Below are 23982 nucleotides of genomic sequence, written 5' to 3' on the forward strand. Positions count from 1 at the left end.
CTATAACCTGTTCTAGTGGAGGCCGCATTCGATCTGATCGTTGTCGGCAGCGGTGGTGCCGGCATGGTCGCGGCTCTCGCCGCGGCTCGTCACGGGCTGAGCACGATCATTCTGGAGAAGGCTTCGACGTACGGCGGTTCGACCGCACGCTCCGGCGGCGGCCTGTGGCTGCCGGGCAACTCGGTGCTGCGGCGCGACGGCGTGACCGACCACGCCGAGGATGCGCGCGACTACCTCGCCCACGTCGCCGGGGACACCGTCACCCCGGACCGGCAGAACGCGTTCCTGTCCGCAGCACCGGAGATGCTGGACTTCGTGCGGGCGCACACGCCCCTCGACTTCGGGTGGGTGCCCGGCTATCCGGACTACTACCCCGAGGCGCCCGGCGGGCGTGCGGGTGGCCGCAGCATCGAGCCCAAGCCCCTGGACACGCGCCTGGTCGGGGCCGATCTGGCGACGCTGGCCGAGCCGTACAAGAAAGCGCCCGTCCCGGTCACCCAGGTCGACTACCGGTGGCTGTCGCTGGGCACCCGGCATCCGCGGGCCGTACTGACCGCGGCCCGGCTCGTCGCCCGAGGCCTGACCGCCCGCATCTCCGGGCGGCACACGCTGACGATGGGGCAGGCGCTCGCGGCCGGCCTGCGGGCCGGGCTGCGCTCGGCGGGCGTCGAAGTGCGGCTCGACACACCGATGACCGAGCTGATCGTCGCCCCGGACGGCCGGATCGCCGGGGTGCGCTCGGGTTCGCTGGTCCTCCCCGCGCGGCGGGGTGTGCTGCTGGCCAGCGGCGGGTTCGAACACAACGAACCGATGCGCCGCAAACACCAGAACATCGGGGTGGAATGGACGGTCGGCGCGACCGGGAACACCGGCGACGGCATCGAAGCCGGCGAACGGCTCGGGGCGGCCCTCGACCTGATGGACGAGGCGTGGTGGGGGCCGTCGATCCCGCTCACCGGCGGGCCGTACTTCTGCCTGGCCGAACGCAACCAGCCCGGCTGCCTGCTGGTGGACAGCAGCGGGCGGCGGTTCGTCAACGAGGCCGCGCCCTACGTGGACGCGGTGCACGCGATGCTCGACCCCGCGGTGCAGCTGCCGGCCTGGCTGATCGCCGACCAGACGTACCGTAATCGGTATTTGTTCGCCGGGCGCGGGCCCCGGACACCGCTGCCGTGCCGCTGGTTCGCGGCCGGGATCGCGCACCGGGCCGACACCCTGGACGAGCTGGCCGGGGCGATCGGGGTGCCGGCGGCCGCCCTGCAACGCACCGTTTCACGATTCAACGACTTCGCGGCGTACGGGCATGACGACGACTTCGGGCGGGGCGACTCGGCGTACGACCGCTACTACGGCGACCCGCGGCAGCGCCCCAACCCGTGCCTGGGCGCGGTCGCCCGGCCGCCGTACTACGCGTTCCGGATGGTCCCCGGCGATCTCGGCACCAAGGGTGGGCTGCGCACCGACGCGCGGGCCCGGGTGCTGCGCCCGGACGGCTCGGCGATCCCCGGCCTGTACGCGGCCGGCAACGTCAGCGCCGCCGTGATGGGCCGCAGTTACGCCGGCGCGGGCGCCACCCTCGGCCCGGCGCTGACCTTCGGCTACCTGGCCGCGCTCGACGTGGCGGGTCTACGCCAGGAAACGGGATCGCCATAGTCCCCCCGAGCAGCGCATCCACCTCGCCTGACCATTCAGACGTACGGGCGATCGATACCTCGCTCGGCCAGCGTGGCCTCGTAGAACTCACGCACGCCGATCAGCTCACCGACGAGGTCGTCAAGGTCCTCCAGCGCGTCCCCGTCACTCGGATCCCGCCGGAGCTGCCGAGCTGCGTCGGCCGCCTGCCGCACCAGCTCGGCGAACGTGTCCCCCTGAATGTGCACCCCGGGAAACGCCCGCCCGGCCAGCCGGGTCACCGCAACATTCCCGCCGCGCGCCAGCACGTCCGCCCGCTCATCACTCACCGATCGAGGATCGCATCAGCCATCGTGGGCACGGCCGCCTAGGGTTCGGTCAGGATTCGGAAACCTACCGCTCCGTGGTCGTTGTCGCCGAACTCGATGGCGTAGACGTGCTGGCCGTTGAACGTGTAACGGTCGGTCACCCAGCTGCTCGAGGTGAAGGGACCGTTTCCGTCGGTGTCGTACCTGAAGGTCTCACGCCCGGTCGTCGCGATGTTGACGCAGTCATAGCTCCAGGTGTTGGCGGTCTGATCCTCCACGCCGACCACCAGCATGCGCCGGCCGGACTCCAACGGCACCGATACCGGATCCGACCCACCCAGATTCACCTTTTTGTTGGATGTTTCGAATTTGGCCGAGATCTGGAGTGCCGCGGATTGGCAGTCCTCCGGCGTGAAATCCCCCGAATAGGTCCCGGCGAACGTTCGAATCACGTTGTTCCCGGCCCGGTAGTTCCCGCTGGAGCGCTGACCGGTGACGTTCACTTCGTGGACGGACGCCTGAGCAGGGACGGGAACCAGCAGCAGGCCGAAGATCAGACCGGCGGCACCGGTGACGACCCTTGAGGTGGAACGCATGACATTCTCCGCGGTAGACGTCGGGGACGCGATTTCTGTCAAGAGCATCTTCGGGTGTCCCAGCCGGGCCCGTGCCTGGTTTCACATTTTCGGGAAGAACAGCGCGATCTGATCAAGGCGGCGTGCGGCGGGTGGACCGTGGAGGCTGACGGTCTGGTCGCGGGCGCGACCGTCCACTCGATCGACGTCCCTTGCCCATCGGCGGGGCGCTGAGGTGGGGCTGCGCCCGGGCCCAGGTTCTGGTCGACTGTCCCGATGGATGGCGAGTCGCGTTTCAGTGGGCTGACGCTGCAGATTCCGGTCGGGGACGTCGAGGCCGGGCGACGGTTCTACGCCGGGCTGTTCGAGCGGGAGCCCGACTTCGCGCCGCACGACGACTTTCTGGAGTGGCGCGTGCTGGCCGGGGTCGAGGTGTGGTGGCAGGTGGTCGGACAGCCCGACGGCGTTCGGCCGCTGGGCTCGCGGATCCGGCTGCGTGTGGACGACGTCCGGGCGGCCACGCAACGAGCACATGCCCGGCTCGGCGTGGCGGCTTCGCCGATCACGACTCTGCCCGGCGTCGTCAGTTTCAGCGACTTCGACGATCCGTGGGGTAACCGGATCGGCTTCTACCAGGACCTCGTGCCCAGTGACGAGCAGCCCGAACCCGGCGGCAGCGCCCACGACGAGCGGATGTTCGAGCAGGAATGAACGGCCCGCTTCCTACGGGAGTTGTCGAACCCGATCGGGTGCTTCAGCCCCGGTCGAGGATCAGGCCGCTCGTGGGGACGCCGGTGCCGGCCGTGACCAGCACCGGGCCCTCCCCCGGCACCTGGTTGGCGGCCGTCCCCCGCACCTGCCGGACCGCCTCGGTGATCCCGTTCATGCCGTGGATGTAGGCCTCGCCGAGCTGCCCCCCGTGCGGGTTGATCGGCAGCCGCCCTTCGGCGATCACATGCCGCCCTTCGCCTCGGCCGCAGAACCCAAGTTCTTCCAACTGCATCAGGACGTACGGCGTGAAGTGGTCGTAGAGCACGGCGACCCGCATGTCGGCCGGGCTGAAGCCGGACTGTCCCCAGAGTTGCCGCGCCACCACACTCATCTCCGGCAGCGCCGCCACCCGATCGCGGTAGTAGCTGGTCATCACGAACTGCTCCGCCCCGCTGCCCTGGGCGGCCGCGCACACCACGGCCGGCCGCCGGCGAAGGTCGCGGGCCCGTTCGGTCGAGGTCACGATGACGGCGACCGCGCCGTCGCTCTCCTGGCAGCAGTCGAGCAGCCGGAGCGGTTCGGCGATCCAGCGTGATGCCCGATGGTCGTCGAGGGTGATCGGCCGGCCGTGGAACCAGGCGGCCGGGTTGGTCGCCGCGTGGGCTCGCGCGGCCACGGTGACCCGGCCGAAGTCGTCGGTGGTGGCGCCATAGTCGTGCAGGTAGCGCTGGGCGACCATGGCCACCTGGGCGGCCGGGGTGGCCAGGCCCATCGGGTAGTGCCAGCTCGCGTCCGGCCCGGGCGGGGCGGTGGCCTGTCCGAAGCGGCGGCCGGAGCGTTCGTTGAGCGCGCGGTAGCAGACCACGGTGTCGGCGATGCCGCAGGTCACGGCCATCACGGCCTGTTGGACGATCGCGCAGGCGGCGCCTCCGCCGTACCCGATCCGGCTCAGGAAGGTCAGCTCGCCGGCGCCGATCTCCCGGGCCACCTCGATCTCGGCGTTGGCGTCCATGCTGAACGTGGTCAGGCCGTCGACGTCGGAGGGTCGCAGGCCGGCGTCGTCGAGTGCGGCCCGGACCGCTTCGACCGCGAGCCGCAGCTCGCTGCGCCCGGAGTCCTTGGAGAACTCGGTCGCGCCGACGCCGACGATCGCGGCGCTTCGCGCGATCATGACGCTATCCGTACGGTGCCGGAGACGTGCTCGCCACCCGCGGTGCGCCCGGCCACCGTCACCACGTCGGCGCGGGCGTGTCCGCTGAAGGTCAGCGTGTCGTACGCGTAGCAGGGCGCCCCGAGCCGGATCGCGAGGCCGCGCAGCACCGCGTCCGGCCCGGCCCAGTCGGTGACGTAGCGCTGCACGAGCCCGGTGGTGGTCAGGATGTTGAGGAAGATGTCGCGGCTGCCCCGGCGCACGGCCGCGTCCCGGTCGTGGTGCACGTCCTGGAAGTCGCGGGTGGCCAGCGCACTGCTGATGATCACGGTCGGGGTGGCGGTGAGCTGCCAGGACGGGAGTTCGACGCCGGCCGGTCGCCAGATCGGCAGGCCGCCGTCGAAGCCGGCCCGGACCCGGTCGCCGATGTTCGGGCGCGGACCCCGCAGTTCGGCGACCATGCGTACGCCCTCGTCCAGGTCGACCAGCGCGACGGTGACCGGCGAGCGCCGTCCGGGCAGTGGCGGATGGTGGTGCACGACGAAACTGTGGATCGTGCCGTCACCGGCCGCGACCACGTAGCCGGGCTTGAAGGCGCCGCACGCCGGGCAGCCCGGTCCGGGCGGGTGTCGCAGCGCGCCGCACTCCCCGCAGCTCTGGATACGCAGTTCACCGGCCTCGATCCCGGCCCAGAAGAACGCCGAGTCCGGCCCGGTCACCGGCCGCAACGGTTCTGTCCTGGGCACGGGTGGGCCGCCGGGCCGGTATTTCAGGATCCGGAACCGCATGTCGGCCACCACCTCGCCGCCGACCTCCCAGGTGCTCTCGGTGGTGACGAACCAGCCCTCGCCCAGGGCCGTCCGTTTCGGGCCGGTGACCGCGGTGAGCCGGCTGCGAACGGCCACGGTCTCGCCTTCGTGCAGGTAGCGGTGGTAGTTCTGGGCGCAGTCGGTCGCGACCACGGACGGGTAGCCGGCCTCGTCCAGCACGGCCGACATCACGCGCAGCGGGTCGGCCTCGTCCTCGGTGGCCGGGCGCAGGCCGCGCATGGTCCAGACCTGCACCATCGCGGGCGGCGCGACACCGTCCCGCTCGTAGACCGGGTTGTCGTCGCCGATCGCGGCCAGCCAGTCCCGGATCGCCGGCCGGTTCACCGGGTCCCGGGCCGGTCGTGCCGGGGACGGCCCGGCCTCGGCCAGTCGTCGGGCCGCCGCCTCGATCGTCTCCGCCATCCTGACCCCCTTCTGGGCCCTCGCCTGCGGCTTGCCGAGAAGCCGGCCTCGGGTGCGGGCCCTATCTCGGCACCCGGGGTAGGCCCAGGCCCGCCGACGCGATCAGTTCCCGCTGGATCTCGTTCACGCCGCCGCCGAAGGTCAGCACCAGGTTGCGTTTGGACTGCACGTCCAGCCAGGTCAGCAGCTCGGCGGTGGCCGGATCGGCCGGGTCGCCGTGCCGCCAGACGACCTCTTCCAGGTCCTGACCGATCCGGAGCAGCCGCTCGGAGGCGAACACCTTGGTCGCGGACGCGTCGGCGGCGCTCGGCTCGGCGCCGGTCACCTGCCAGTTGAGCAGCTCGTTGACGCGGCGGCAGGCCTCGGCGCGGGCCAGGGCGCGGCGCACGTCGGGTTCGTCGTGGGTCGCGGCCCATGTCCGTACGCGATCGATGAATGCCCCGAAGCGACCGGCCGGACCGAGCATCACCCGCTCGTGGTTGAGTTGGGTGGTGAGCAGCCGCCAGCCGCCGTTCTCGGCGCCGACCAGGCGATTCGCGGGCACCCGCACGTCGCTGAGGTAGACCGCGTTGACGTGGTGGGCGCCGTCGCAGGTGATGATCGGCGTCCAGGAGTAGCCCGGATCGCTGGTGTCCACGATCAGGATCGACAGGCCCTTGTGGCGGGGCGCGTCCGGGTCGGTGCGGCAGGCCAGCCACAGGTAGTCGGCGTCGTGCGCGCCCGTGGTGAACATCTTCTGCCCGTTGACCAGGTAACCGTCGTCGTCGCGGACGGCTCGCGTGCGCAGCGCGGCCAGGTCGGTGCCGGCCTCCGGTTCGGTGTAGCCGATCGCGAAGTGGATCTCCCCGGCCAGGATCCGCGGCAGGAAGAACTCCTGCTGCTCGGGTGTGCCGTGGGCGAGCAGCGTCGGCGCGACCGTCTGCAGCGTCACCGCGGGCAGCGGCACGTCGGCGCGGGCCGCCTCGTTCACGAAGATCTGCTGCTCCACCGGTCCGAGCCCGCCGCCGCCGAACCGCTCCGGGAACCCGAGCCCCAGCCAGCCGTCCCGGCCCAGCCTGCGGACCAGGTCGCGATAGACGCGCCCGTGCCGTTCGCGCAGCACCGCCGAGCGTTCTTCCGAGGTCAAAATCTTGCTCAGGTACGGACGGAGCCGCGCCCGGAGCGCCGACTGCGCCTCACTGAGCTCGATCATCATCGCGGCCTCCCAGCCGGTCGAGACAGTTCTCGGCGCCGCCGAGGTGACGGACCAGGTCACGAACGAGTTCGGTGTGCCGGTGCAGCGGGTGGTCGGCGGCCAGGCCGAGCCCGCCGTGCAGGTGGTGGCAGATGCGCAGGGCCGGGAGCGCCTCGCTGCACAGCCAGTACGCCGCCGTCCACAGGTCGGTGTCTGCGCCCTTCTCCAGGTTCCAGCTCGCCGCGAGGGCGGCCAGGTGCATCGTGCGGGAGGCGATGTAGACGTCGGCGATCTGCTGGGCCACGGCCTGGAAGGTGGCCAGCGGGCGGCCGAACTGGTGGCGTTGGCGCACGTGATCGGCGGTCATCGCCAGGGCCCCGGCCAGGGCGCCGTCGCCCAGCGCGCACGCGCCGGCCACGCCGTACCGTAAGGGATCGGCTCTTTGATCTCCCAGAGGTTCGGCCGGGACGTCGTCGAGCCGCAGCGCGAACTCGTCGCCGCCGGCCGAGGTCGGGATGCGATGCCGGGTCACTCCGGGCGCGGTCGGGTCGACCAGGGCGATCGTCTGAGCGGCGGGCACCAGGATCCGGTAGGCGCGGTCGGCGTCCGGGACCGCGCGGCATGTCCCGGTCAGCCGCCAGTCCGCGGTGGCGGTGACCGGCTCGCCGAGGGCCGCGGTCAGCACCCGGCCCTCCAGCACGCCGGGGAGCAGGTCACGCTGCTGGTCCGGCGTGCCCCAGCGGACCACCGGCAGCACGCCGAGCGACAGCGTCGACCAGGCCGGGACCCGGGCCGCGTGCCGGCCCAGCTCGGTCAGCAGCAGGCCGGTGGCGAGGGCGCCGAGCCCGGATCCGCCCAGCTCGACCGGCACGGCCAGGCCGAGCAGCCCGGACTGGCCGAGCGCCTTCCACAGTCGGTCCGGCGAGCCGGCGTGGTCGCCGAGCACCTCGCCGGCCAGACGGACGATCGCCTCCTGGGCGTCGTCGAGCGCGAAGTCCGGACCCATTCCGCCATTAGAACACGTTTCAGTTCTGCCGGAAGGTCAAGCGCCGCAACAGACTGTCAACATCCCGTTGCTAGGCTGGTAGGACCACTGCACCACGAGGGGTAGACCATGGTGACTCCGAGAACAAGTACCAGTGTTCGCGCGGCGCGCAGCACACTCGACGCCGAGCAGGGCTCGGCCGCGCAGCGCGACCGGCGCCGCCGGATCCTTGAGGCCACCCTGGCGCTGGCCTCCAAGGGTGGCTACGACGCGGTGCAGATGCGCACGGTCGCCGAGCGCGCCGAGGTCGCCCTGGGCACGCTCTACCGCTACTTCCCCTCGAAGATCCACCTGCTGGTCTCGGCCCTGGCCGCCGAGCTGGAGAAGACCCAGGAGAAGCTGGAACGCAAGCCGATCCCGGGCGACACCCCGGACGAGCGCATGCGCTTCGTGCTCAGCCGGGTGACCCGGGCGATGCAGCGTGAGCCGCAGCTCACCGAGGCGATGACCCGGGCCTTCATGTTCGCCGATCCGTCGGCCAGCGCCGAGGTCAACGCGGTCGCCCGGCTGATGGAGGACATGTTCACGCGGGCCATGCACGACGGCGAGCCGACCGCCGACGACCGGGCCAAGGCGCGGGTCATCGGCGACGTGTGGCTGTCCAACCTGGTGGCCTGGGTGACCCGCCGTGCCTCGGCCAACGACGTGATCAACCACCTGGAGCTGGCCAGTCGCCTGCTGCTGCGCTGACGTCCCGGCGCTATTCAGCCAGGGCGACCAGTTTCGCCAGGGCCTGCTGACCGGCGGCACCGGCCTGCTTCTCCAGCATGCCGGCCATCGGGCCCTTCAGCGCCGGGCCGATGAACTCCATCTCGTACGTGATGTGCGAACCGCCCTCGGCCGGCGCGATCACGAACAGGTTCTTCGCCTTGACGCCCATCGGGCCGTCGCCGTTCTGCTCCAACCGGCCCGGTGCGTCGGCCGTGGTCACCCGCCAGGCCATCTCGGCCGGCATGCCCATCAGCTTCACCTTCTGCCGGTACGTGACGCCGTCGCCGAGGCCGGCCGGCACGTCGCCGACGAATCCCTCGTGCATCGTGTTCCATTCCGCGACCCGCGACAGGTCCGACACGACATCCCAGACCCGCTGCGGATCCGCCTTGGTATCGGCCTCAACGGTCACCTTGGCCATCACGCGCCTCCTCCAGTTGAGCAACTAGAACAGGTTATAGCAGTGTGACTTGATTCACTAGTTCGCCGACGCTGATCGGCGGCGATGCTGTTGTCATGGAACGACAAGCGGTGACCCACCGGCGCGAGGCCATCAGCGAACTCGGCGACGCCCTGCGATCCCTGGTCGAACACGCCACCACCACCGAAGCGCCGACCGACCACCTCCTCGACGCCGCCGCCACGATCCGTGCCGTGATCGCCCGGCTCGGCCGCCGGGTGCGCGACCGGGCCACCCTGTCCAGCGCCGACGACCTGCTCGGCGGCATCCGTATGTACAACCCGGTCACCGGGACCGGCAGCGCCCTCGCCCCGCCCCTGCGCATCGAGGTGGCGGACGGCACGGCGATCGGGCGGTGCACGCTCGGCCTGGCCTTCGAGGGGCCACCGACGTTCGCGCACGGCGGCGTCAGCGCGATGCTGCTCGACCAGATCCTCGGGCACGCCGTGGTCGCCTCCGGCAATCCCGGGATGACCGTGCGACTGGACACCGTCTACCGCGCGCCGGTCCCGCTGCTCACCCCGCTGCTCCTGACCGCCTCGGTGGGCGAGGTCGACGGCCGCCGGGTGACCGCGACCGGCACCATCGCCACCGAGGCCGACCCGGGCACGGCCCTGGTCACCGCCACCGGCACGTTCGTCGGCCTGCGCGCCGACCAGGCCACCCGATTGTTCGGCCAGGTCCGGCAATGATCGGTTTCCATTGACAGGAACCCGGGCAGTACCTCTGGCGTGGATCGTGGAGACCTGATCAACGGCCGCTATCGGCTGGGCGAGATGCTGGGCCGGGGCGGGATGTCGGTGGTCTGGCGGGCCGACGACGAGGTGCTGGGCCGGGAGGTCGCGGTCAAGGTCCTGTCCGCCGCGCTGGCCGACGATCCGGGGCTGCGCCAACGGATCCGGGCCGAGGCCCGCGCCGCGGCCGGCCTGCGGCACCCGGGCATCGTCGAGGTCTTCGACTACAGCGAGTTCACCGAGGCCGGACGCACCCTGTCGTACGTCGTCATGGAGCTGGTCGAGGGCCGGTCGATGGACGACATGCTGACCGCCGGCCGGCTGCCGTGGCGACTCGCCGTCCTGATCGGCGCCCAGGTCGCGGCCGCGCTCGCCGCGGCGCACCGGGCCGGGATCGTGCACCGGGACGTCAAACCGGGCAACGTCATGGTGACCGCGACCGGGGTCAAACTGGTCGACTTCGGGATCTCGGCGACGGTCGGCGAACTCGACGGGCAGGACGGCATCGTGCTCGGCACCCCGGCCTACCTGGCGCCGGAACGCGTGACGGGACAGCCGGTCCGGCCGGCGACCGACGTGTACGCGCTCGGCCTGCTGCTCTACCGCGCGCTGGCCGGGCAGATGCCGTGGAACGCGACGACCGTGACGCAGATGGTCAAGGCTCACGTCTACACGAGCCCGGCGCCGCTTCCGGCCGTACCCGGCCTGCCCGCCGAGGCCCGGCGGCTGCTGGAACGCAGTCTGGCCAAGAAACCGGGTGACCGGCCGTCGTCCGGCGAGATCGCGGAGACGCTGGGCGGGATCTGTGGGCTGCCGCCGCAGACCCTGATGCGGACCGCAGCCGTGCCCACGGTCGCACTCCCCCTGCTCCGGCGCCGTCGTCCGCGCCAGGTGCTGGTCGGCGCGGCGGCCGCGGGCGTGCTGGCGTTGAGCGCCGCCTGGTGGAGCCTCGACGAGGTCCCGGTCTCGCCACAAGCCGCGGCCGCAACGCCCACCTCGACGCCGGCGACCAGCACTTCCTCTTCGCCGAGCCCGTCGGCGACCGTCTTCGTGCGGGTGGTCGACCGGCCGACGTCGGAAAAAACGACCGCCGCCCCGGCACCCGAGGCGAAGGCGGCCCATCCCGCCGCGCCGAAACCGGCCGGGCCCAAGCCGCCCAAGCCCGCCAAGCCGCCCAAGCCGCCCAAGGTCAAGCCCGGGAAGTAGGCCGGACGGTCAGCGTCGGCGGCCCGGCTGTCCTAGCCTGGCCCGATGCGATCGATCACCGCGCTTGACGCTCCGTCCAACCTCGGTCTGCGGGCGCCGGCGCCCGGGCTCGTGCCCGGCTGCTACAAGCTGGCCGGGGCGCTGCGCGACCAGGGACTGCTGCGGCGCCTCGGTGCGCGCGACGGCGGGGTGGTCGTGCCGCCGCGCTACGACATCCGGGACTGGAAGCCGGGCGACGGGGTGCTGAACGCGGCGGCGCTGGCCGGCTACACCCGGCGGCTCGCCGACCGGGCCGGGACGGTGGTCGACGACGGCGAGTTCCTGCTCCTGCTCGGCGGGGACTGCTCGATCCTGTTCGGCGCCATGCTCGCGTTGCGCCGCCGCGGGCGGTACGGGATCGCCTACCTGGACGGCTCGATCGACTTCCGGCACACCGGCAACAGCGACTACGTCGGCGCGTCGGCCGGTGAGACCACGGCGATCGTCACCGGCCACGGCCAGCCGGACATCGTCGACCTCGACGGGCTGGCGCCCTACTGCCGGCCGGAGGATCTGGTCGTGCTCGGGGTCCGCGACTACGACGACCAGGTGGACGAGGTCCGCGCGCTGGGCATGCCGGTGTGGACCACCCCGGACATCGTCGCGCAGGGCCCGGGCCAGGTCGGCGCGCGGGCGGTGGAACGGCTGGCCGGCCTCGACGGTTTCCTGGTGCACCTCGACGCCGACGTGCTCGACCCGTCGGTGATGCCGGCGGCCGACGCGCCCGACCCCGGCGGCCTGGACTATCCGCAGCTCGTCGAGCTGCTGCGCCCGCTGCTGGCCGCGCCCGGCTGCGTCGGGCTGCTGGTCACCATCTACGACCCGGACCTCGATCCGGACGGCCGGTACGCGGCCGCCCTGACCGATGCGGTCGTCTGCGCGCTGAACAGCTGAACGACCTCAGCGCGGGGTCGGCCAGGGCCGGTCCGTCTCGACCGGCCGGCTGTAGTCGACACCGGGCACGTCGAAGCCGTACAGGCGGCGGAACTGGGTCCGGAACCATTCGATGTCGACCAGCTCCGCGGCGGTGCCGGGCGTGACCGACTCCCACCGCTCGGCGACCCGGGCCCGCACCGACGGATCCAGCTCCCAGCGGTCCAGCCGGATGCGCCCCTCGTCGTCCAGGTCCAGAGGTTCCGCACCGGTCAGCTGATCCCACATCCGCACCGACTGCTCGATCGGCGACTGCATGTCGTCGCCCAGCACGGCGTGCACCAGGCCGAGGTAAAGGGCGAGCCCCGGGATCGCCATCGACGCCTGGGTCACCGCGGCCCCGTTGACCGAGGTCAGTGCCCGCCCGCCGACCGCCGTCAGCCGCTGTCCGATCCGTCCGGCGGTGACCTCCAGGTGCTGTTTGGCCGCGCCGATGGTGCCGGACCGATAGATGGCCGAGGTCAGCTCCGAACCGATGTAGGACAGCGCCACCGTCCGGAACCCCGGGCGCAGCAGACCCCGGTCGGCCAGCGCGTCGACCCAGAGTGACCAGTCCGCACCGCCCATGACCTGGACCGTCGCCGCCGCCTCCTGGTCGGTCGCCAGCTCGACGCTGATCTGCCGCAGCACCGCGGTTCCGTCGCTGTCGAATTCGAGGGTCTTGGTGGTGTGCGCGGCACCGATCGGCTTGATCACCGACTGGAAGGTGGTGCCGGTTACCGGGTCGGTGCGGCGCGGCGCGGCCACGCTGTAGATCAGGTAGTCCAGCGCCCCGAAACGGTCGGCGACGAGGTCCAGGACCTCGGCCTTGGTGCTGTCGGCGAACGCGTCGGCGTTGAGGAACACGAACTCACGGTCGAGCTCGCGGGCCAGGGCATCGGTCGCGATGGTCCGGTACCAGCCGGCCGTCCCGGTGCGCCGGCCGGGCGGACGCTCGAATCCGATGCCCACCCCGCGAATGCCGTGGCGGACCAGGCCGGCGACGGTCGCGGCCAGCCCGTAGCCGGCGCTGGAACCGATCACCAGGGCCGTCGGTCCCGGTCCCGGTACGTCCTTCCGGGCCTCGACCACGGCCCGCATCTGCGCGACCGACTCGAAACAGCCGGCCGGGTGCGCGTCGAGGAGCAGAAACCCGCGACCGCTGGGACTCACAACGCGTTCAGGCATGGACGGTCCTTCCGCAACGGCTGGTCTGGCCACCCATCATCGGCCCTGAACCGCCGATCAGTATTCCGGGGGCGCCGAGGACGGGACTCCACGCGGCGGCCGGTTTTGCGATCATGCTGCGGTGCTGGTTGTGTTGCTGGGTCCGGTGGCGGTCACCTCCGACGATGGGGTGGCGGTGGAGATTCCCGGCGCCCGGCTGCGCATGCTGCTGGCGCGGCTGGCTCTGGCCGGCGGGCGGCCGGTTCAGGCCGACGCGCTCATCGACGATCTGTGGGGTGAGGACACCCCGGCCGGCGCGCCCGCGGCACTGCAGGGGCTGGTCTCCCGCCTGCGCCGGGTGCTCGGGACGGCCGGGACGGTGGAGTTCGCGGCCGGTGGGTATCGGTTGCCGGTGCGGGCCGACGATGTGGACGCGCACCGGTTCGAGCAGCTCGCCGCCCGGGGTGGGCAGGAGTTGGCGGCCGGGCGGTTCGCCGAGGCCGCCGACACTCTGACCGCGGCCGGGGAGTTGTGGCAGGCGGCGGCGCTGTCCGACGTTCTGGACGCGCCGTTCGCCCGCAACGCCGCGGCCCGCCTGGACGAGGCGCGGGCCGGTGCCGCTGAGGACCGGTTCGAGGCGGAGCTCGCGCTGGGCCGGCACGCGCAGGTCCTGACCGATCTCGGGGCGGCCGCCGCCGCGCGCCCGCTCAGTGAACGGCTCGCCATGTTGCGCATGCGGGCCCTCGCCGCGTCGGGCCGGCAGTCGGACGCGCTCGGCGTCTACGAGCGGATCCGGGCCGCGCTCGGTGACCAGCTCGGCGTCGACCCGTCGCCTCAGCTGCGGGAGCTGCACGTCTCCCTGCTGCGGGGGCAGACGGAGACGCCGGCGGCGGCGCCGAACCGGCTCCCGGCCGGCGTCACCAGTTTCGTCGGCCGCGAGGACGAGCTGGCCGGGATCGCCCGGCTGATGGGTGCGGCCCGGCTGGTCACGATCGTCGGGCCGGGCGGGGCCGGCAAGACGCGGCTGTCGGTGGAGGCGGCCCGGCGGGATCCCGCGTACGGGCCGGGCCGGGTGTGGTTCGTGCCGCTGGCCGGGCTCGGCGATCCGGAGCAGCTGGCCGACGCGGTCCTCGGGGTGGTCGGCTCGTCGCACGGCCGGCTCTACGGCGGCGGGCCGGCGACCGGGGCGGTGGACCGGCTGGCCGAGCTGCTCGACGTCGGGGACGCGCTGCTGATGCTCGACAACTGTGAGCACCTCGTGGAGGCGGCCGCGCGGCTCGCCGACGAGCTGCTCGGACGGGTGGCGCAGCTGCGGATCCTGGCCACCAGCCGCGAACCGCTGGCCATCAACGGGGAGGCGCTGTGCCACCTCGGCCCCCTGGACCTGCCGGCCGGGGAGCCCGACCTGGCCACCGCCGCCGGGGCGGCCGCGGTTCGGCTTTTCACGGAGCGGGCTACCGGCGTACGCGCAAATTTTGTTCTTGATGAGCGCACGGTGGACGCCGTCGTGGAGATCTGCTGGCGCCTGGACGGGATGCCGCTCGCGCTGGAGCTGGCCGCGGTGAAGCTGCGCTCGATGGCCGTGGAGCAGATCGTCGGCGGTCTCGACGACCGGTTCCGGCTGCTGACCTCGGGCAGCCGGGCGGCCATGCCGCGGCAGCGCACCCTGCTGGCGATGGTCGAGTGGAGCTGGGATCTGCTCGACGAGCGGGAGCGGATCCTGGCCCGGCGGCTGTCGATGTTCCCGGGCGGGGCGGGGACGGCCGCGCTGGAGGCGGTCTGTTCCGACGTGGCGCTGCCGGCGCGCGACGTGCTCTACGTGGTGGACTCGCTGGTCGAGAAGTCGATCGTGGAGCAGGTCGGCGGGCGCTACCGGATGTTGGAGACCGTGCGGGCGTACGGGGCGCAGCAGCTGGCCGCGTCCGGGGACGACGTCGTGGCCCGGTTCGCCGACCACCACCTGGAGCTGGCCGAGCGGCAGGAACCGCTGCTGCGCACCCGCGAGCAGTTGAGCGCGCTGGCCGTGCTCGACGCCGAGCAGGACAACCTCGCGGCCGCGTTGCGGGCGGTGCTGGACGCGGGCGACGCCGTTCGTACGTACCGATTCATCAAGGCCCTGTTCTGGTATTGGGCCAACCGGGGGCTGAACACGCAGCTGGAGGCGTTCCTGGCCGAGCTGTGCGAGCTCGGCGACCGGGTTCCGGCCGGCGCCCACCGCGCGCTGGAGCTGGTGCGGTCGACGTTGCGGGCGCAGGAGGTTCATCCGGCCCGGCTGCTGTGGATCTCCCAGCACGCGTTCGCGCCCGAGGCCGCCGGGATCGAGCAGGCGTTGACGTCGGCCGATCCGTGGGTGCGGGCCAGCGCCAACTGGGCGCACAACTTCACCCTGGTCGAGCACGGTGACCTGGAGGGCGGCGCCCGGGCCCGGGAGGAGGCGGTCCGCGGTTTCGAGCAGGCCGGGGACCGGTGGGGTCTGGTGATGAGCCTGCTGGCGATCGGGCGGGTCCCGTCGCTGCGCGGCGAGTACGCCACCTCGATCGCCGCGTTCGAACGGGCCGTCGCGATCAGCGCCGAACTGGGCACCGAGGACTATCTGTACTGGACGCGGAACCGGCTGGCCCGGGAACGGATGCGCGCCGGGGACCTCGACGGCGCCGGCCGCGACCTGCGGGCCATGCGGGAACGGGCCGGGCACCTCGGGCGGCGGCGGGAGGCATCCCTGCTGTTCGGGGTGGCGAGCCTGGAACGGCGGGCGGGCGACCTCGACGCGTCCGAGCGCATCCTGGACGGGCTGCTGCTCCGGGTGCGGCACCTGCCGTACCCGGAGCAGATGGCCCTTGATCTGATCGACGGCACCCGGATGATGAACCGTCTCGCCGCGCGCGACGCCTCCGGGGCCCGCGCGCTGCTGCCCCGGGCGGTGCGGCCGAACATCGCCCGCGAGCAGAGCAACGGGCTGGCCTGGGCCGCCGAGCAGGTCGGGGAGCTGCTGGCGCTGGAGGACCGGCCGGGCGACGCGGCGACCGCGCTGGGCTGGAGCGAGGCCATCCGCGGGGCCTTCGACCACGGCGAACCGGTCCTGCGGACCCTCGTCACCGGGCTGGTCGGCGCGCTCGGCCCGGACGGCTATCACGAGGCGTACGGCCGCGGCGCCGAGCTGCCCCGGGAGCAGGCGTTGCGGCTGCTCACCGGGGCGGTCAACGGCTGAGCGCCCGGAACACCTCGTCCAGGCCGGGCAGGCGCAGCCCGAGCTCGTCGGCCGGGATGCCGGCCGCGTCGAGCCGGCGGACCAGCGCGGACAACAGCATCGGATCGCCGGACGGGACGGTCAACCGGCCGGTTCCGGTGTCGCGGGCCGGGGTCACGCCGGTCAGCTCGTGCAGGATCCGGGCGACCGCGTCACCGTCGGCCGCGACCGTGGCCCGTACGTGCAGGATCTGACCGCCGGTGCGGCGGCGCAGCTCCCCGGCCCGGCCCTGCGCGACGACCCGGCCCCGGTCGAGCGCGACGATCCGATCGGCCAGCTGGGTCGCCTCCTCCGGGAACCGGGTGGTCAGCAGCACCGTGGTCCCGTCGCCGGGCAGCCGCCGGATCGACTCCCAGCGTTCGTCGCGGGCGTGCGGGTCGAGACCGGCGGTCGGTTCGTCGAGCAGCCCGACCGGGCCCTCGACGGTGAACCGGCCCGCGTCCGGGCCGGTCAGGCCGGCCAGGACGCGGACCAGGGTGGACTTGCCGGCCCCGGACGGGCCGAGCACGGCGGTGACCTGGCCGCTCGGGGCCCGCAGGTCGACGCCGTCCAGCGCGGTCGTCGACCCGTACCGTTTGACCAGCCCTTCGACGGTGATCATTTCTGGTCGTTGCTGAACTTGGCGGTGGCCCAGAAGTAGCCGAGGACTGCGAGGCCGACGCACCAGGCGACCGCGAGCCAGCCGTTGTGGCCGATCTCCGTGCCCAGGAGCAGGCCGCGCAGGGTTTCGATGGCCGGGGTGAACGGCTGGTACTCGGCGATGGGCTGGAACCAGCCGGGCATCTTGTCGATCGGGACGAACGCGCTGGACAGCAGCGGCAGCAGGATCAGCGGCATGGCGTTGTTGCTGGCCGCTTCGGCGCTGGGGCTGATCAGGCCCATGCCGACGGCGATCCAGGTCAGGGCCAGGGCGAAGAGCACGAGCAGCCCGAACGCGGCCAGCCAGTCCAACACGGTGGCATCGGTCGAACGGAACCCGATCGCCACCCCGACCAGACCGACCAGCACGACGCTGGCGACCGACTGCAGGACGCTGCCGATCACGTGCCCGACCAGCACCGACCCGCGGTGGATGGCCATCGTCCGGAACCGGGCGATGATCCCCTCGGTCATGTCCGTCGAGACTGACACCGCTGTGCCGATCACGGTGCTGCCGATGGTCATCAACAGAAGACCGGGGACGAGGTACGCGATGTACTCCGCCCGTCCGCCGCCGAGCCCGGCCCCCAGGGTGTCGCCGAAGATGTAGACGAAGAGCAACAGCAGCATGATCGGGGTGAGCAGCAGGTTCAGGGTCAGCGACGGGTAGCGGCGGGCGTGCAGCAGGTTGCGGCGCAGCATCGTCGTCGAGTCGCGCAGGGCGAAAGTACTCATCGGGCGGCCTCCGTCAGGGTGAAGAACACGTCGTCCAGGTCGGGGGTGTGCACGGTCAGTTCGTCGGCCTCGACGCCGGCCGCGTCGAGCCGGTCGAGGATCGTGCGTAGGTCGCGCTGGCTGCCGTCGCTGAGGATCTGCAGGGCCAGGGACTCGTCGTCGCGGTGCGCGTCCGGCAGCGCGGCGGCAGCACCGCGGTAGGCGTCCGGGTCGGTGAAACCGAGCCGCACATGGCCGCCCGGAACGATCCGCTTCAGCTGCTCGGCGGTGCCCTCGGCGACGATCTTCCCGCCGTGCAGCACGGCGATCCGGTCGGCCAGCTGGTCCGCCTCCTCCAGGTACTGGGTGGTCAGCAGGACGGTGACACCGCCGGCGACCAGCTTGCGGATGATCTGCCACATGGTGTGCCGGCTGCGCGGGTCCAGCCCGGTGGTCGGCTCGTCCAGGAAGATGATCCGCGGGTCCCCGACCAGCGTCATCGCGATGTCGAGCCGCCGTTTCATGCCACCGGAGTACGTGGAAGCCGGCTTCTTCGCCGCCTCGACCAGGTCGAAACGCTCCAGCAGCTCGGCCGTTACCCGCCGCCCCTCCTCCTTGGACAGGTGGTGCAGGTCGGCCATGAGCAGCATGTTCTCCTCGCCGGTGATCAACCCGTCGACCGCCGAGAACTGCCCGGTGACCCCGATCGCGGCGCGCACCGCCTGCGGGTCGGCGGCCAGGTCGTGACCACCGACCCGGATCCCGCCGGTGCCCGCCCCGGCCGCCACGAGCGTGGAGAGGATCTTCACGGCGGTGGTCCTGCCGGCACCGTTCGGACCCAGAAGAGCAAAAACCGTTCCTTCCCGTACGGCGATGTCGACCCCGTCGAGGACGACCTTCTCCCCGTACGACTTGCGCAGCCCGTTCGCTTCGATGGCCAGGTTCGTCATGGTCGTGCTCCCTCAGTTGCTCTGGGCGGTGATGTCGCCGTACGCGGTGGTGGCCTCGATGGCCAGCTCGATCGAGCCGTCGTTCTTGAGGCTGTTGCTGATCCGGCCGTAACCGGTGTGCGCGTTCAGCGCCGCCGAGACACCGGCGGCCGCGCCGACCGTGATCGAGCCGGCCTGGGTGCCGAGCACGACCTCGCCCCGGACCGCTTCCACGATCCGGATGTCGCCCTTGCTGGTCCGGATCTCGGCCGGACCGGTGAGCCGGCCGATCGACACGTCCCCGGCGGCCACACCGAGCCGGGCGCCGGCCGCCTCGTCGATGTCGATCGGGCCCTGCGCGGTCTCGAAGACGACGTCGCCGAAGCGCCCGACCGCCCGGAAATCGGCCGCGGCGGCCCGGCCCTCGACGCCGGAACCGGCCGGCACCCGGACGGTCACCTCGACGAATCCCGGGTTGCCGAAAAGCTCGTTCCTCGCCGCCCCGGCCTCGATGCGCAGAATCCCATCGACGTACGCGATGGTGGTCTGCTCGGCTGCCTTGACGTCCCGGCTCTTGGCCGGGTCGGCCGGCAGCACCTCGACCGTGGCCGTGACCTGGTCGGCGGCGGTGAGGCGGATGCGGCCGGCCGGGACGCCGAGGACGACGGCGATCGGGGCGGTGGTGTCGAACGTCTGCATCATGATCTCCCTGGGTGCTCTGCGTTGGCCCACAGACCATGACCGGCGGCGCTAACACGGCACCGACAGCGCACTGACACGGGCCGGAACGCGTGTCAGTCACCCGGACGCGTGCCCGCGCGCCGACGCAGATCGCGTCCCCGGCCGGTGTCGTCGGCTACGGTCTCGGACGGTCCCATCCCACAGTCCGGAACGGTGTTTCGTGTCAGGAGTCAACAGCGCTGTCGGTCCGTACCCGAAGGCGGGCGAACTGGCCGTCGTGCAGGCTGTTTTCGAGCAGTTGCCGCACATGGTGTGTGCTTTCCAGGGGTCCGAGATGCGTTTCGTGGCCGCCAACGCCGCGTACCGGGCGTTCAGCGAACGCGACGACATGGTCGGTAAAGGGATCCTGGAGGCCGTACCGGAAGTCGGGGACCAGCACTTCACCAAGTTCCTGCGCGAGGTGATGGCCTCCGGACGGCCGGCCTCCCTGCGCGATTGGCGGGGACGCATCAAGGTCCCGGACACCGGCGAGTGGCGGGAGTTCTTCGTCGACTTCACCCTGCTGCCGTTCCGGACGCCCGATGGCGAGGTCTCCGGAGTCATCGTCGACCTGGTCGACGTGACCGATCGGGTCCTGGAACGACGCGCGGCCCAGGAACGTACCGCCGAGGCGGAACGCCGCTTCGCCCAGGCCCGCAACGTCATCGACATGCTGCAGCGCCAGCTGCTGCCGCCCGGCCTGCCGGTCCTGCCGCGGGTCGACCTCGCCGCCGCGTACCTGCCGGCCGACGCCGACACCTCGGCCGGCGGCGACTGGTTCGACGCGGTCGTCCTGCCCGGCGGCCGGGTCGCGCTCGTCGTCGGCGACGTCGTCGGACACGGTGTGGCCGCCTCGGCCGCGATGGGCCAGCTGCGCGCGGTCATACAGGACCGGCTCGACGAGACCGGCGACGTCCTGGCCGCGATCGCCGCCGCCGACCGGATGGCCGGCCGCGTCCCGGACGCCCACGCCGCGACCGTCTGCGTGGTCGTGCTCGACCCGGCCGACGGGACACTGACCGGCTGCTCGGCCGGACACCCGCCGCCGCTGATCGCCGGCCCGGACAACGCCCGGCTGCTCGCCGTCGCGCCGCACGGGCCACTGGGCACCGGCGCCCGGTACACGACCTGGGCCGACCGGCTCGGCCCGGACGAACTGGTCCTGCTCTACACCGACGGGATCATCGAACGGCCCGGACGAACCCCGTCCACCTCCGTCGCCGAACTCTTCGAGGTCGTACGCCGGGCCGTCGCCGGGCGCGGCCTCGACGCCGGAGCCGGGCTGTCCACGGCCGAGCAGGTGTGCGCGCAAACCCTGGAACTGCTGCTGCGCCAGACCGGGCACAGCGACGACGTCACCCTGCTGGCCGCCCGCCGCCGCACCCCGGTGCCGCCGCTACGGCTGGCCGCGCCGAGCGCCACCACCTCGATGAACGTGGTCCGCGCGGCCGTCCGGGCCTGGGCCGTCGACGTGCACGTGGGCCGGGCCGACGTGGAGGCGCTCACCCACGCGGCGGTCGAACTCGTGGCCAACGCCTGCGAACACGCCCGGCCCGGCGCCGGCGACATCACGATCACGGTCACCGCCTCGGTGGAGGAGGACGGGATGGCCCGGCTGTCCGTGGAGGACAGCGGACGCTGGTGCGAACGGGCGGCCGAGGAGGACCGCTGCCGGCCCGCGCGAGGATACGGGCTGGCGCTGGCCCGGTCGTTCGCCGACTACTTCGAGGTGGATCGCGGACGGGAGGGCACGACGGTCACCGTACGGCGGCGGCTGTCCCGGTCGGCAAGACTGCTCACCCTCGACCTGATCAACTACGGGGGCGTGGTCACCGAACCCGACGAACTGATCATCGTGGCCGAACCGGATACGCCGTCCCGCCGGATCGCGATCAGCGGGCCGCTGGACGGGAGCACGGTGGACCAGCTGCGGGCCGAACTGGACCGGCGGACCCACGGCGGCACCCACGACCTGGTGGTCGACCTGAGCGGGGTGACCCACCTGGCCAGTTCGGCGGTGGCCGAGCTGTTCCGGCCTCGGCCGGGGAACGCGCTGACCTTGTACGCGCCGGCCGGCAGCACGGCCCGGCACGTCCTCACCCTGGTCGACCTGCCCCACACCACCGACAATCCACGCTGAACCCCACCACCTCCGGAAACCGCCCGGAAATTCGGCCGCCTGCGCTCTGAACGCCGAGCTGAGCACGCCGCCGTCAAGAAGGTCGTTGAGGTCGTCGTCCTCCAAGAGCGCCGGAAGTGAGGTGTGGTGTCAGCGGGGCATTCGGGCGATAACGTCGTCCCAGATTTCCTCGGGCCAGTCGTGGCCTACGCCGGGGAATTCCACGAACTGCGCGCCGGGGATCTGGGCGGCCAGGTCACGGCCCGCACTCGGCTTGAGCATCGGATCGTCGGCGCCCGAGACGACCAGGGTCGGCATGGTGATGCCGGACAGCGGCGGCAGTTTCACGGCTCGACCGGCGGCGAGGTGCCGCTGGGTGGTGCGCGGATCGCGGGGCGCGCGGGTGTGGCTGAGCGTCGCCGCTTCGCGGACCCACTTCTCCGGGAACGGGTAGCCGGGCGAGGCCTGCGCCCGGTAGATCGCGACCAAGTTGTCGATCTCCTGCTCGGATGTGATCGCCTTCGGCAGCTTGCGGAACTCGCGGAAGATGCCGAACTTGAGATAGCGCAGCGTCTGCAGAACCCCTGCGGTCGCCGGGCTGCTCATGCAGAGCGTGAGGCTGCGTACCCGCTCAGGGTGCAGCAGCGCCATGGCCTGAGCGATCGCCGAGGTGCCGCCCAGCACGTGCGCGCCGGACCAGCCGAGCGCGTCCATCACCGCAAGGCCGTCGGCAGCCATGTCGGCAATCGTGTACAGGGGGCGGGTGCGGCCGACCAGCGCCCGCCACGGGCTGCCGTCCGCCGGCTGCGGGTAGTGCGTGGACAGTCCGGTGTCCCGGTTGTCGTAGCGGGCCACGTGGAAACCGGCCTCGACGAGACGCTCGCAGAACGCGTCGGGCCACCAGACCATCTGATAGTCCAGCCCCAGGACCAGCAGCAACGGTTCACCAGCCGTGCCGAAGGTTTCGTAGGCGATTCTGGCGTCACCGTTCACGGCGTACTCGATGCCCATGCCTGCCTCCCCATGTTTTACAATGCGATCGCATGATAAAGGGCCGCAGGATTCGATGGCAATGCGTTCGCATGAGATAGGTTCGGTGTGTGCCGAAGCAGGTCGATCACGAACAACGCCGCCGCATCCTGGCCGAAGCGGTCTTCGCCGTCATCAGCACGCAAGGATTCGAGGCGGTGAGCCTGCGCGACGTCGCCGTGCAAGCCGGCGTCTCCATGGGAACCGTGCAGCATTACTTCCCCACCAAGCAGCAGATGCTGTTGTTCGCCCTGTCGCACATGCGCGAACGCGTGATGGCCCGACTCCAGGCCGCCGTCGCCGCGCTGCGTGAGCCCACCCGCCGCGATCTGATCCGTGCCGCTACCGCGGTCATGCTCCCGGTCGACTCGGCCGGCCGCGAAGAGGCGTGTGTCAACATCGCGTTCTTCTCGGCCGCGACGGTCAACCCGGCATATGCCGAGCAGCTTCGCGACGGATACGGACGCATCCTGACGGTGTCGGTTGCCAACTTCCGCGAGGCGTCACGGCTGGGCGAACTGCGCGCCGGCATCGATCCCGACACGGAGGCACCCGCGCTCTACTTCCTCACCCAGGGACTGGTGGGGCCGATCCTCGTCGGTCTGTACAACCCGGAACAGGCACTGGCTCTCGTCGATGCTCAGCTTGACCGCGTGTTCGGCCCGACATCCCCGGAGACTGCAACATCCTGATCGTGCTCGACGCCGGACATGGGGCCCCGCGCACTTCCGTCACAACGTTGGACTCGTCCTGGTCACCGGTCGACCGCATCAGCGACCGATCCACCATGAGGCCTCGCCGAATTCGCTGGTCTACGCCAGGGCGGCCGTGAACACGTGCTGGAAGCGGTTCACGAAAGCTTTTTCGGTCAAGGTCCAGGCCAGTCCCTCGGCCGGCGAGGGGCCGGAGGTCACCGGCGGCGCGGCGGACCAGAATTGCTCGTTGCGCAGGAACCGCTGCCCCACCGCGGCCATCAGGCGGGCGCGTTGATCAGCGGCGAGCCCGTACGCGTCGGCCAGGACGCGAACCTGATGCGCCTGGCCGCTCGCGTCACCTCGGGCCGGCTTCGACGAGATGCACCAGGACCAGGCCATGTAGGCGACGTCCTCGATCGGGTCACCCACGGCGGCGAAGTCGAAGTCGATGAAGGCGACCGGTCGGCCGGCCCGGAAGACGGTGTTGTTCGGGCCGGCGTCGTGGTGGCAAATCACGGATCCGCCACCCAGGCGCTCGGCGAAGGACCGGCTCGCCTCGTGGAAGCCGCGCAGCAGCAGTCCAGCACCGGCGACCTGGCCGTCGGTGAACGCACGCCACTTCGCGGGGACGTCGCCGGGCAGAAAAGTCAGGATGTCGCGGCCGAGTTCGTCACGGCCCAGGTGCCTCGGAACACCATGGAAGCCGGCCTGAGCCAGATGCGTCAACAGCATCGTCGTGAACGGCGAGGCCGGTCGCCGGACCGTCTCGCCGACCCGCACGACCCCGGCGGTCAGGCGCCCTCCGCCCAGGATCACCGCGTCGTCAGCCATGCG

General features: G+C 71.8%; 23 protein-coding genes and 1 pseudogene. 9 read left to right on the plus strand and 15 right to left on the minus strand.

Annotated elements, in window-relative coordinates; all coding sequences use genetic code 11:
* Positions 1-15 precede the first annotated feature (15 nt).
* The gene (gene kstD, locus ACSHV8_RS21010) at positions 16-1653 is read left to right on the plus strand and encodes a 3-oxosteroid 1-dehydrogenase (RefSeq protein WP_436535439.1); all 1638 of its coding nucleotides are present in this window, start codon (positions 16-18) and stop codon (positions 1651-1653) included.
* A 35-nt stretch (positions 1654-1688) separates the two neighbouring features.
* Here kstD and ACSHV8_RS21015 read toward each other — a convergent pair whose 3' ends face one another.
* On the minus strand, positions 1689-1961 hold the full coding sequence (locus tag ACSHV8_RS21015; protein WP_436535440.1) for a DUF6959 family protein: 273 nt from the start codon (positions 1959-1961) through the stop codon (positions 1689-1691).
* A 38-nt stretch (positions 1962-1999) separates the two neighbouring features.
* Positions 2000-2536 carry a hypothetical protein gene (locus ACSHV8_RS21020; RefSeq protein WP_436535441.1) on the minus strand — a complete coding sequence of 179 codons (537 nt, stop codon included), beginning with the start codon at positions 2534-2536 and terminating at the stop codon, positions 2000-2002.
* A 255-nt stretch (positions 2537-2791) separates the two neighbouring features.
* Between ACSHV8_RS21020 and ACSHV8_RS21025 the strand changes: the two genes are divergently transcribed.
* Positions 2792-3226 carry a VOC family protein gene (locus ACSHV8_RS21025; RefSeq protein WP_436535442.1) on the plus strand — a complete coding sequence of 145 codons (435 nt, stop codon included), beginning with the start codon at positions 2792-2794 and terminating at the stop codon, positions 3224-3226.
* Positions 3227-3269: 43 nt separating this feature from the next.
* On the opposite strand, the gene ACSHV8_RS21030 is transcribed toward ACSHV8_RS21025, so the two are convergent.
* The 5 genes and pseudogenes from ACSHV8_RS21030 to ACSHV8_RS21050 all read right to left on the minus strand — a co-directional run bounded on the left by ACSHV8_RS21030 (position 3270) and on the right by ACSHV8_RS21050 (position 7788).
* Positions 3270-4397, minus strand: a complete 1128-nt coding sequence (locus tag ACSHV8_RS21030) for a lipid-transfer protein (RefSeq protein ID WP_436535443.1) — start codon at positions 4395-4397, stop codon at positions 3270-3272.
* On the minus strand, positions 4394-4705 hold the full coding sequence (locus tag ACSHV8_RS21035) for an acyl dehydratase (RefSeq protein ID WP_436536846.1): 312 nt from the start codon (positions 4703-4705) through the stop codon (positions 4394-4396). Before ACSHV8_RS21035 ends, ACSHV8_RS21030 begins: the two co-directional genes overlap by 4 nt.
* 9 nt (positions 4706-4714) lie before the next feature.
* Positions 4715-5608, minus strand: a pseudogene (locus ACSHV8_RS21040) (bifunctional MaoC family dehydratase N-terminal/OB-fold nucleic acid binding domain-containing protein); the annotation flags it as partial.
* Between the two features lie 61 nt (positions 5609-5669).
* A complete protein-coding gene (locus tag ACSHV8_RS21045; protein ID WP_436535444.1) occupies positions 5670-6803 on the minus strand; it encodes an acyl-CoA dehydrogenase family protein in 1134 nt (377 codons plus the stop codon).
* Positions 6784-7788, minus strand: coding sequence for an acyl-CoA dehydrogenase family protein (locus ACSHV8_RS21050; RefSeq protein ID WP_436535445.1), 1005 nt, complete (start codon positions 7786-7788; stop codon positions 6784-6786). Before ACSHV8_RS21050 ends, ACSHV8_RS21045 begins: the two co-directional genes overlap by 20 nt.
* A gap of 108 nt (positions 7789-7896) precedes the next feature.
* Here ACSHV8_RS21050 and kstR point away from each other — a divergent pair, with 108 nt between their 5' ends.
* Positions 7897-8517: a cholesterol catabolism transcriptional regulator KstR gene (gene kstR, locus ACSHV8_RS21055; protein ID WP_436535446.1), complete on the plus strand. Its 621-nt coding sequence runs from the start codon at positions 7897-7899 to the stop codon at positions 8515-8517.
* Positions 8518-8527: 10 nt separating this feature from the next.
* Here the strand turns inward: kstR and ACSHV8_RS21060 are convergent, their stop codons facing one another.
* Positions 8528-8959 (minus strand): type II toxin-antitoxin system Rv0910 family toxin, encoded by a 432-nt coding sequence (locus ACSHV8_RS21060; protein ID WP_436535447.1) that lies wholly within the window; start codon positions 8957-8959, stop codon positions 8528-8530.
* A gap of 95 nt (positions 8960-9054) precedes the next feature.
* Between ACSHV8_RS21060 and ACSHV8_RS21065 the strand changes: the two genes are divergently transcribed.
* From ACSHV8_RS21065 to ACSHV8_RS21075, 3 genes are read left to right on the plus strand one after another with little or no spacing between them, the layout of a single operon-like run.
* Positions 9055-9690, plus strand: coding sequence for a PaaI family thioesterase (locus tag ACSHV8_RS21065; protein ID WP_436535448.1), 636 nt, complete (start codon positions 9055-9057; stop codon positions 9688-9690).
* 39 nt (positions 9691-9729) lie between these two features.
* On the plus strand, positions 9730-10938 hold the full coding sequence (locus ACSHV8_RS21070) for a serine/threonine-protein kinase (protein WP_436535449.1): 1209 nt from the start codon (positions 9730-9732) through the stop codon (positions 10936-10938).
* Positions 10939-10983: 45 nt separating this feature from the next.
* Positions 10984-11871 carry an arginase family protein gene (locus ACSHV8_RS21075; RefSeq protein ID WP_436535450.1) on the plus strand — a complete coding sequence of 296 codons (888 nt, stop codon included), beginning with the start codon at positions 10984-10986 and terminating at the stop codon, positions 11869-11871.
* A gap of 6 nt (positions 11872-11877) precedes the next feature.
* Here ACSHV8_RS21075 and fabV read toward each other — a convergent pair whose 3' ends face one another.
* Positions 11878-13077: an enoyl-[acyl-carrier-protein] reductase FabV gene (gene fabV, locus ACSHV8_RS21080; RefSeq protein ID WP_436535451.1), complete on the minus strand. Its 1200-nt coding sequence runs from the start codon at positions 13075-13077 to the stop codon at positions 11878-11880.
* A gap of 121 nt (positions 13078-13198) precedes the next feature.
* Between fabV and ACSHV8_RS21085 the strand changes: the two genes are divergently transcribed.
* Entirely contained in the window at positions 13199-16264 is a 3066-nt protein-coding gene (locus tag ACSHV8_RS21085; protein WP_436535452.1) for an ATP-binding protein, read from the plus strand.
* Here the strand turns inward: ACSHV8_RS21085 and ACSHV8_RS21090 are convergent.
* Genes ACSHV8_RS21090 through ACSHV8_RS21105 form a run of 4 tightly spaced genes read right to left on the minus strand, consistent with a single transcriptional unit; the run spans position 16254 to position 19284 of the window.
* Positions 16254-16904, minus strand: a complete 651-nt coding sequence (locus tag ACSHV8_RS21090; RefSeq protein WP_436535453.1) for an ATP-binding cassette domain-containing protein — start codon at positions 16902-16904, stop codon at positions 16254-16256. The two genes, ACSHV8_RS21085 and ACSHV8_RS21090, sit on opposite strands and share 11 nt — an antisense overlap.
* The gene (locus tag ACSHV8_RS21095; RefSeq protein ID WP_436535454.1) at positions 16901-17677 is read right to left on the minus strand and encodes an ABC transporter permease; all 777 of its coding nucleotides are present in this window, start codon (positions 17675-17677) and stop codon (positions 16901-16903) included. The genes ACSHV8_RS21090 and ACSHV8_RS21095 overlap by 4 nt, the downstream gene beginning before the upstream one ends.
* Positions 17674-18606 (minus strand): ATP-binding cassette domain-containing protein, encoded by a 933-nt coding sequence (locus tag ACSHV8_RS21100; RefSeq protein ID WP_436535455.1) that lies wholly within the window; start codon positions 18604-18606, stop codon positions 17674-17676. The genes ACSHV8_RS21095 and ACSHV8_RS21100 overlap by 4 nt, the downstream gene beginning before the upstream one ends.
* Positions 18607-18618: 12 nt before the next feature.
* The gene (locus tag ACSHV8_RS21105) at positions 18619-19284 is read right to left on the minus strand and encodes a DUF4097 family beta strand repeat-containing protein (protein WP_436535456.1); all 666 of its coding nucleotides are present in this window, start codon (positions 19282-19284) and stop codon (positions 18619-18621) included.
* A 202-nt stretch (positions 19285-19486) separates the two neighbouring features.
* Here ACSHV8_RS21105 and ACSHV8_RS21110 point away from each other — a divergent pair, with 202 nt between their 5' ends.
* Complete coding sequence (locus ACSHV8_RS21110) at positions 19487-21445, plus strand: SpoIIE family protein phosphatase (RefSeq protein ID WP_436535457.1); 1959 nt, start codon at positions 19487-19489, stop codon at positions 21443-21445.
* A 129-nt stretch (positions 21446-21574) separates the two neighbouring features.
* Here the strand turns inward: ACSHV8_RS21110 and ACSHV8_RS21115 are convergent, their stop codons facing one another.
* A complete protein-coding gene (locus tag ACSHV8_RS21115) occupies positions 21575-22435 on the minus strand; it encodes an alpha/beta fold hydrolase (RefSeq protein WP_436535458.1) in 861 nt (286 codons plus the stop codon).
* Positions 22436-22524: 89 nt separating this feature from the next.
* Here ACSHV8_RS21115 and ACSHV8_RS21120 point away from each other — a divergent pair, with 89 nt between their 5' ends.
* Positions 22525-23145: a TetR/AcrR family transcriptional regulator gene (locus tag ACSHV8_RS21120; protein WP_436535459.1), complete on the plus strand. Its 621-nt coding sequence runs from the start codon at positions 22525-22527 to the stop codon at positions 23143-23145.
* 120 nt (positions 23146-23265) lie between these two features.
* Here the strand turns inward: ACSHV8_RS21120 and ACSHV8_RS21125 are convergent, their stop codons facing one another.
* Entirely contained in the window at positions 23266-23979 is a 714-nt protein-coding gene (locus ACSHV8_RS21125) for a phosphotransferase (RefSeq protein ID WP_436535460.1), read from the minus strand.
* Positions 23980-23982: the final 3 nt, after the last annotated feature.

This window comes from Actinoplanes sp. HUAS TT8 (genome assembly GCF_051380535.1).
Classification (GTDB): Bacteria; Actinomycetota; Actinomycetes; order Mycobacteriales; family Micromonosporaceae; genus Actinoplanes.

What these genes read in the sequence shown, in the direction of transcription:
- ACSHV8_RS21100 (WP_436535455.1), bottom strand. Translation starts at nt 18,606, where the DNA reads ATGACGAACCTGGCCATCGAAGCGAACGGGCTGCGCAAGTCGTACGGG.
- ACSHV8_RS21105 (WP_436535456.1), bottom strand. Translation starts at nt 19,284, where the DNA reads ATGCAGACGTTCGACACCACCGCCCCGATCGCCGTCGTCCTCGGCGTC.
- fabV (WP_436535451.1), bottom strand. Translation starts at nt 13,077, where the DNA reads ATGCCTGAACGCGTTGTGAGTCCCAGCGGTCGCGGGTTTCTGCTCCTC.
- ACSHV8_RS21115 (WP_436535458.1), bottom strand. Translation starts at nt 22,435, where the DNA reads ATGGGCATCGAGTACGCCGTGAACGGTGACGCCAGAATCGCCTACGAA.
- ACSHV8_RS21030 (WP_436535443.1), bottom strand. Translation starts at nt 4,397, where the DNA reads ATGATCGCGCGAAGCGCCGCGATCGTCGGCGTCGGCGCGACCGAGTTC.
- kstR (WP_436535446.1), top strand. Translation starts at nt 7,897, where the DNA reads ATGGTGACTCCGAGAACAAGTACCAGTGTTCGCGCGGCGCGCAGCACA.
- ACSHV8_RS21025 (WP_436535442.1), top strand. Translation starts at nt 2,792, where the DNA reads ATGGATGGCGAGTCGCGTTTCAGTGGGCTGACGCTGCAGATTCCGGTC.
- ACSHV8_RS21060 (WP_436535447.1), bottom strand. Translation starts at nt 8,959, where the DNA reads ATGGCCAAGGTGACCGTTGAGGCCGATACCAAGGCGGATCCGCAGCGG.
- ACSHV8_RS21045 (WP_436535444.1), bottom strand. Translation starts at nt 6,803, where the DNA reads ATGATGATCGAGCTCAGTGAGGCGCAGTCGGCGCTCCGGGCGCGGCTC.
- ACSHV8_RS21090 (WP_436535453.1), bottom strand. Translation starts at nt 16,904, where the DNA reads ATGATCACCGTCGAAGGGCTGGTCAAACGGTACGGGTCGACGACCGCG.
- ACSHV8_RS21050 (WP_436535445.1), bottom strand. Translation starts at nt 7,788, where the DNA reads ATGGGTCCGGACTTCGCGCTCGACGACGCCCAGGAGGCGATCGTCCGT.
- ACSHV8_RS21075 (WP_436535450.1), top strand. Translation starts at nt 10,984, where the DNA reads ATGCGATCGATCACCGCGCTTGACGCTCCGTCCAACCTCGGTCTGCGG.
- ACSHV8_RS21095 (WP_436535454.1), bottom strand. Translation starts at nt 17,677, where the DNA reads ATGAGTACTTTCGCCCTGCGCGACTCGACGACGATGCTGCGCCGCAAC.
- ACSHV8_RS21020 (WP_436535441.1), bottom strand. Translation starts at nt 2,536, where the DNA reads ATGCGTTCCACCTCAAGGGTCGTCACCGGTGCCGCCGGTCTGATCTTC.
- ACSHV8_RS21125 (WP_436535460.1), bottom strand. Translation starts at nt 23,979, where the DNA reads ATGGCTGACGACGCGGTGATCCTGGGCGGAGGGCGCCTGACCGCCGGG.
- ACSHV8_RS21065 (WP_436535448.1), top strand. Translation starts at nt 9,055, where the DNA reads ATGGAACGACAAGCGGTGACCCACCGGCGCGAGGCCATCAGCGAACTC.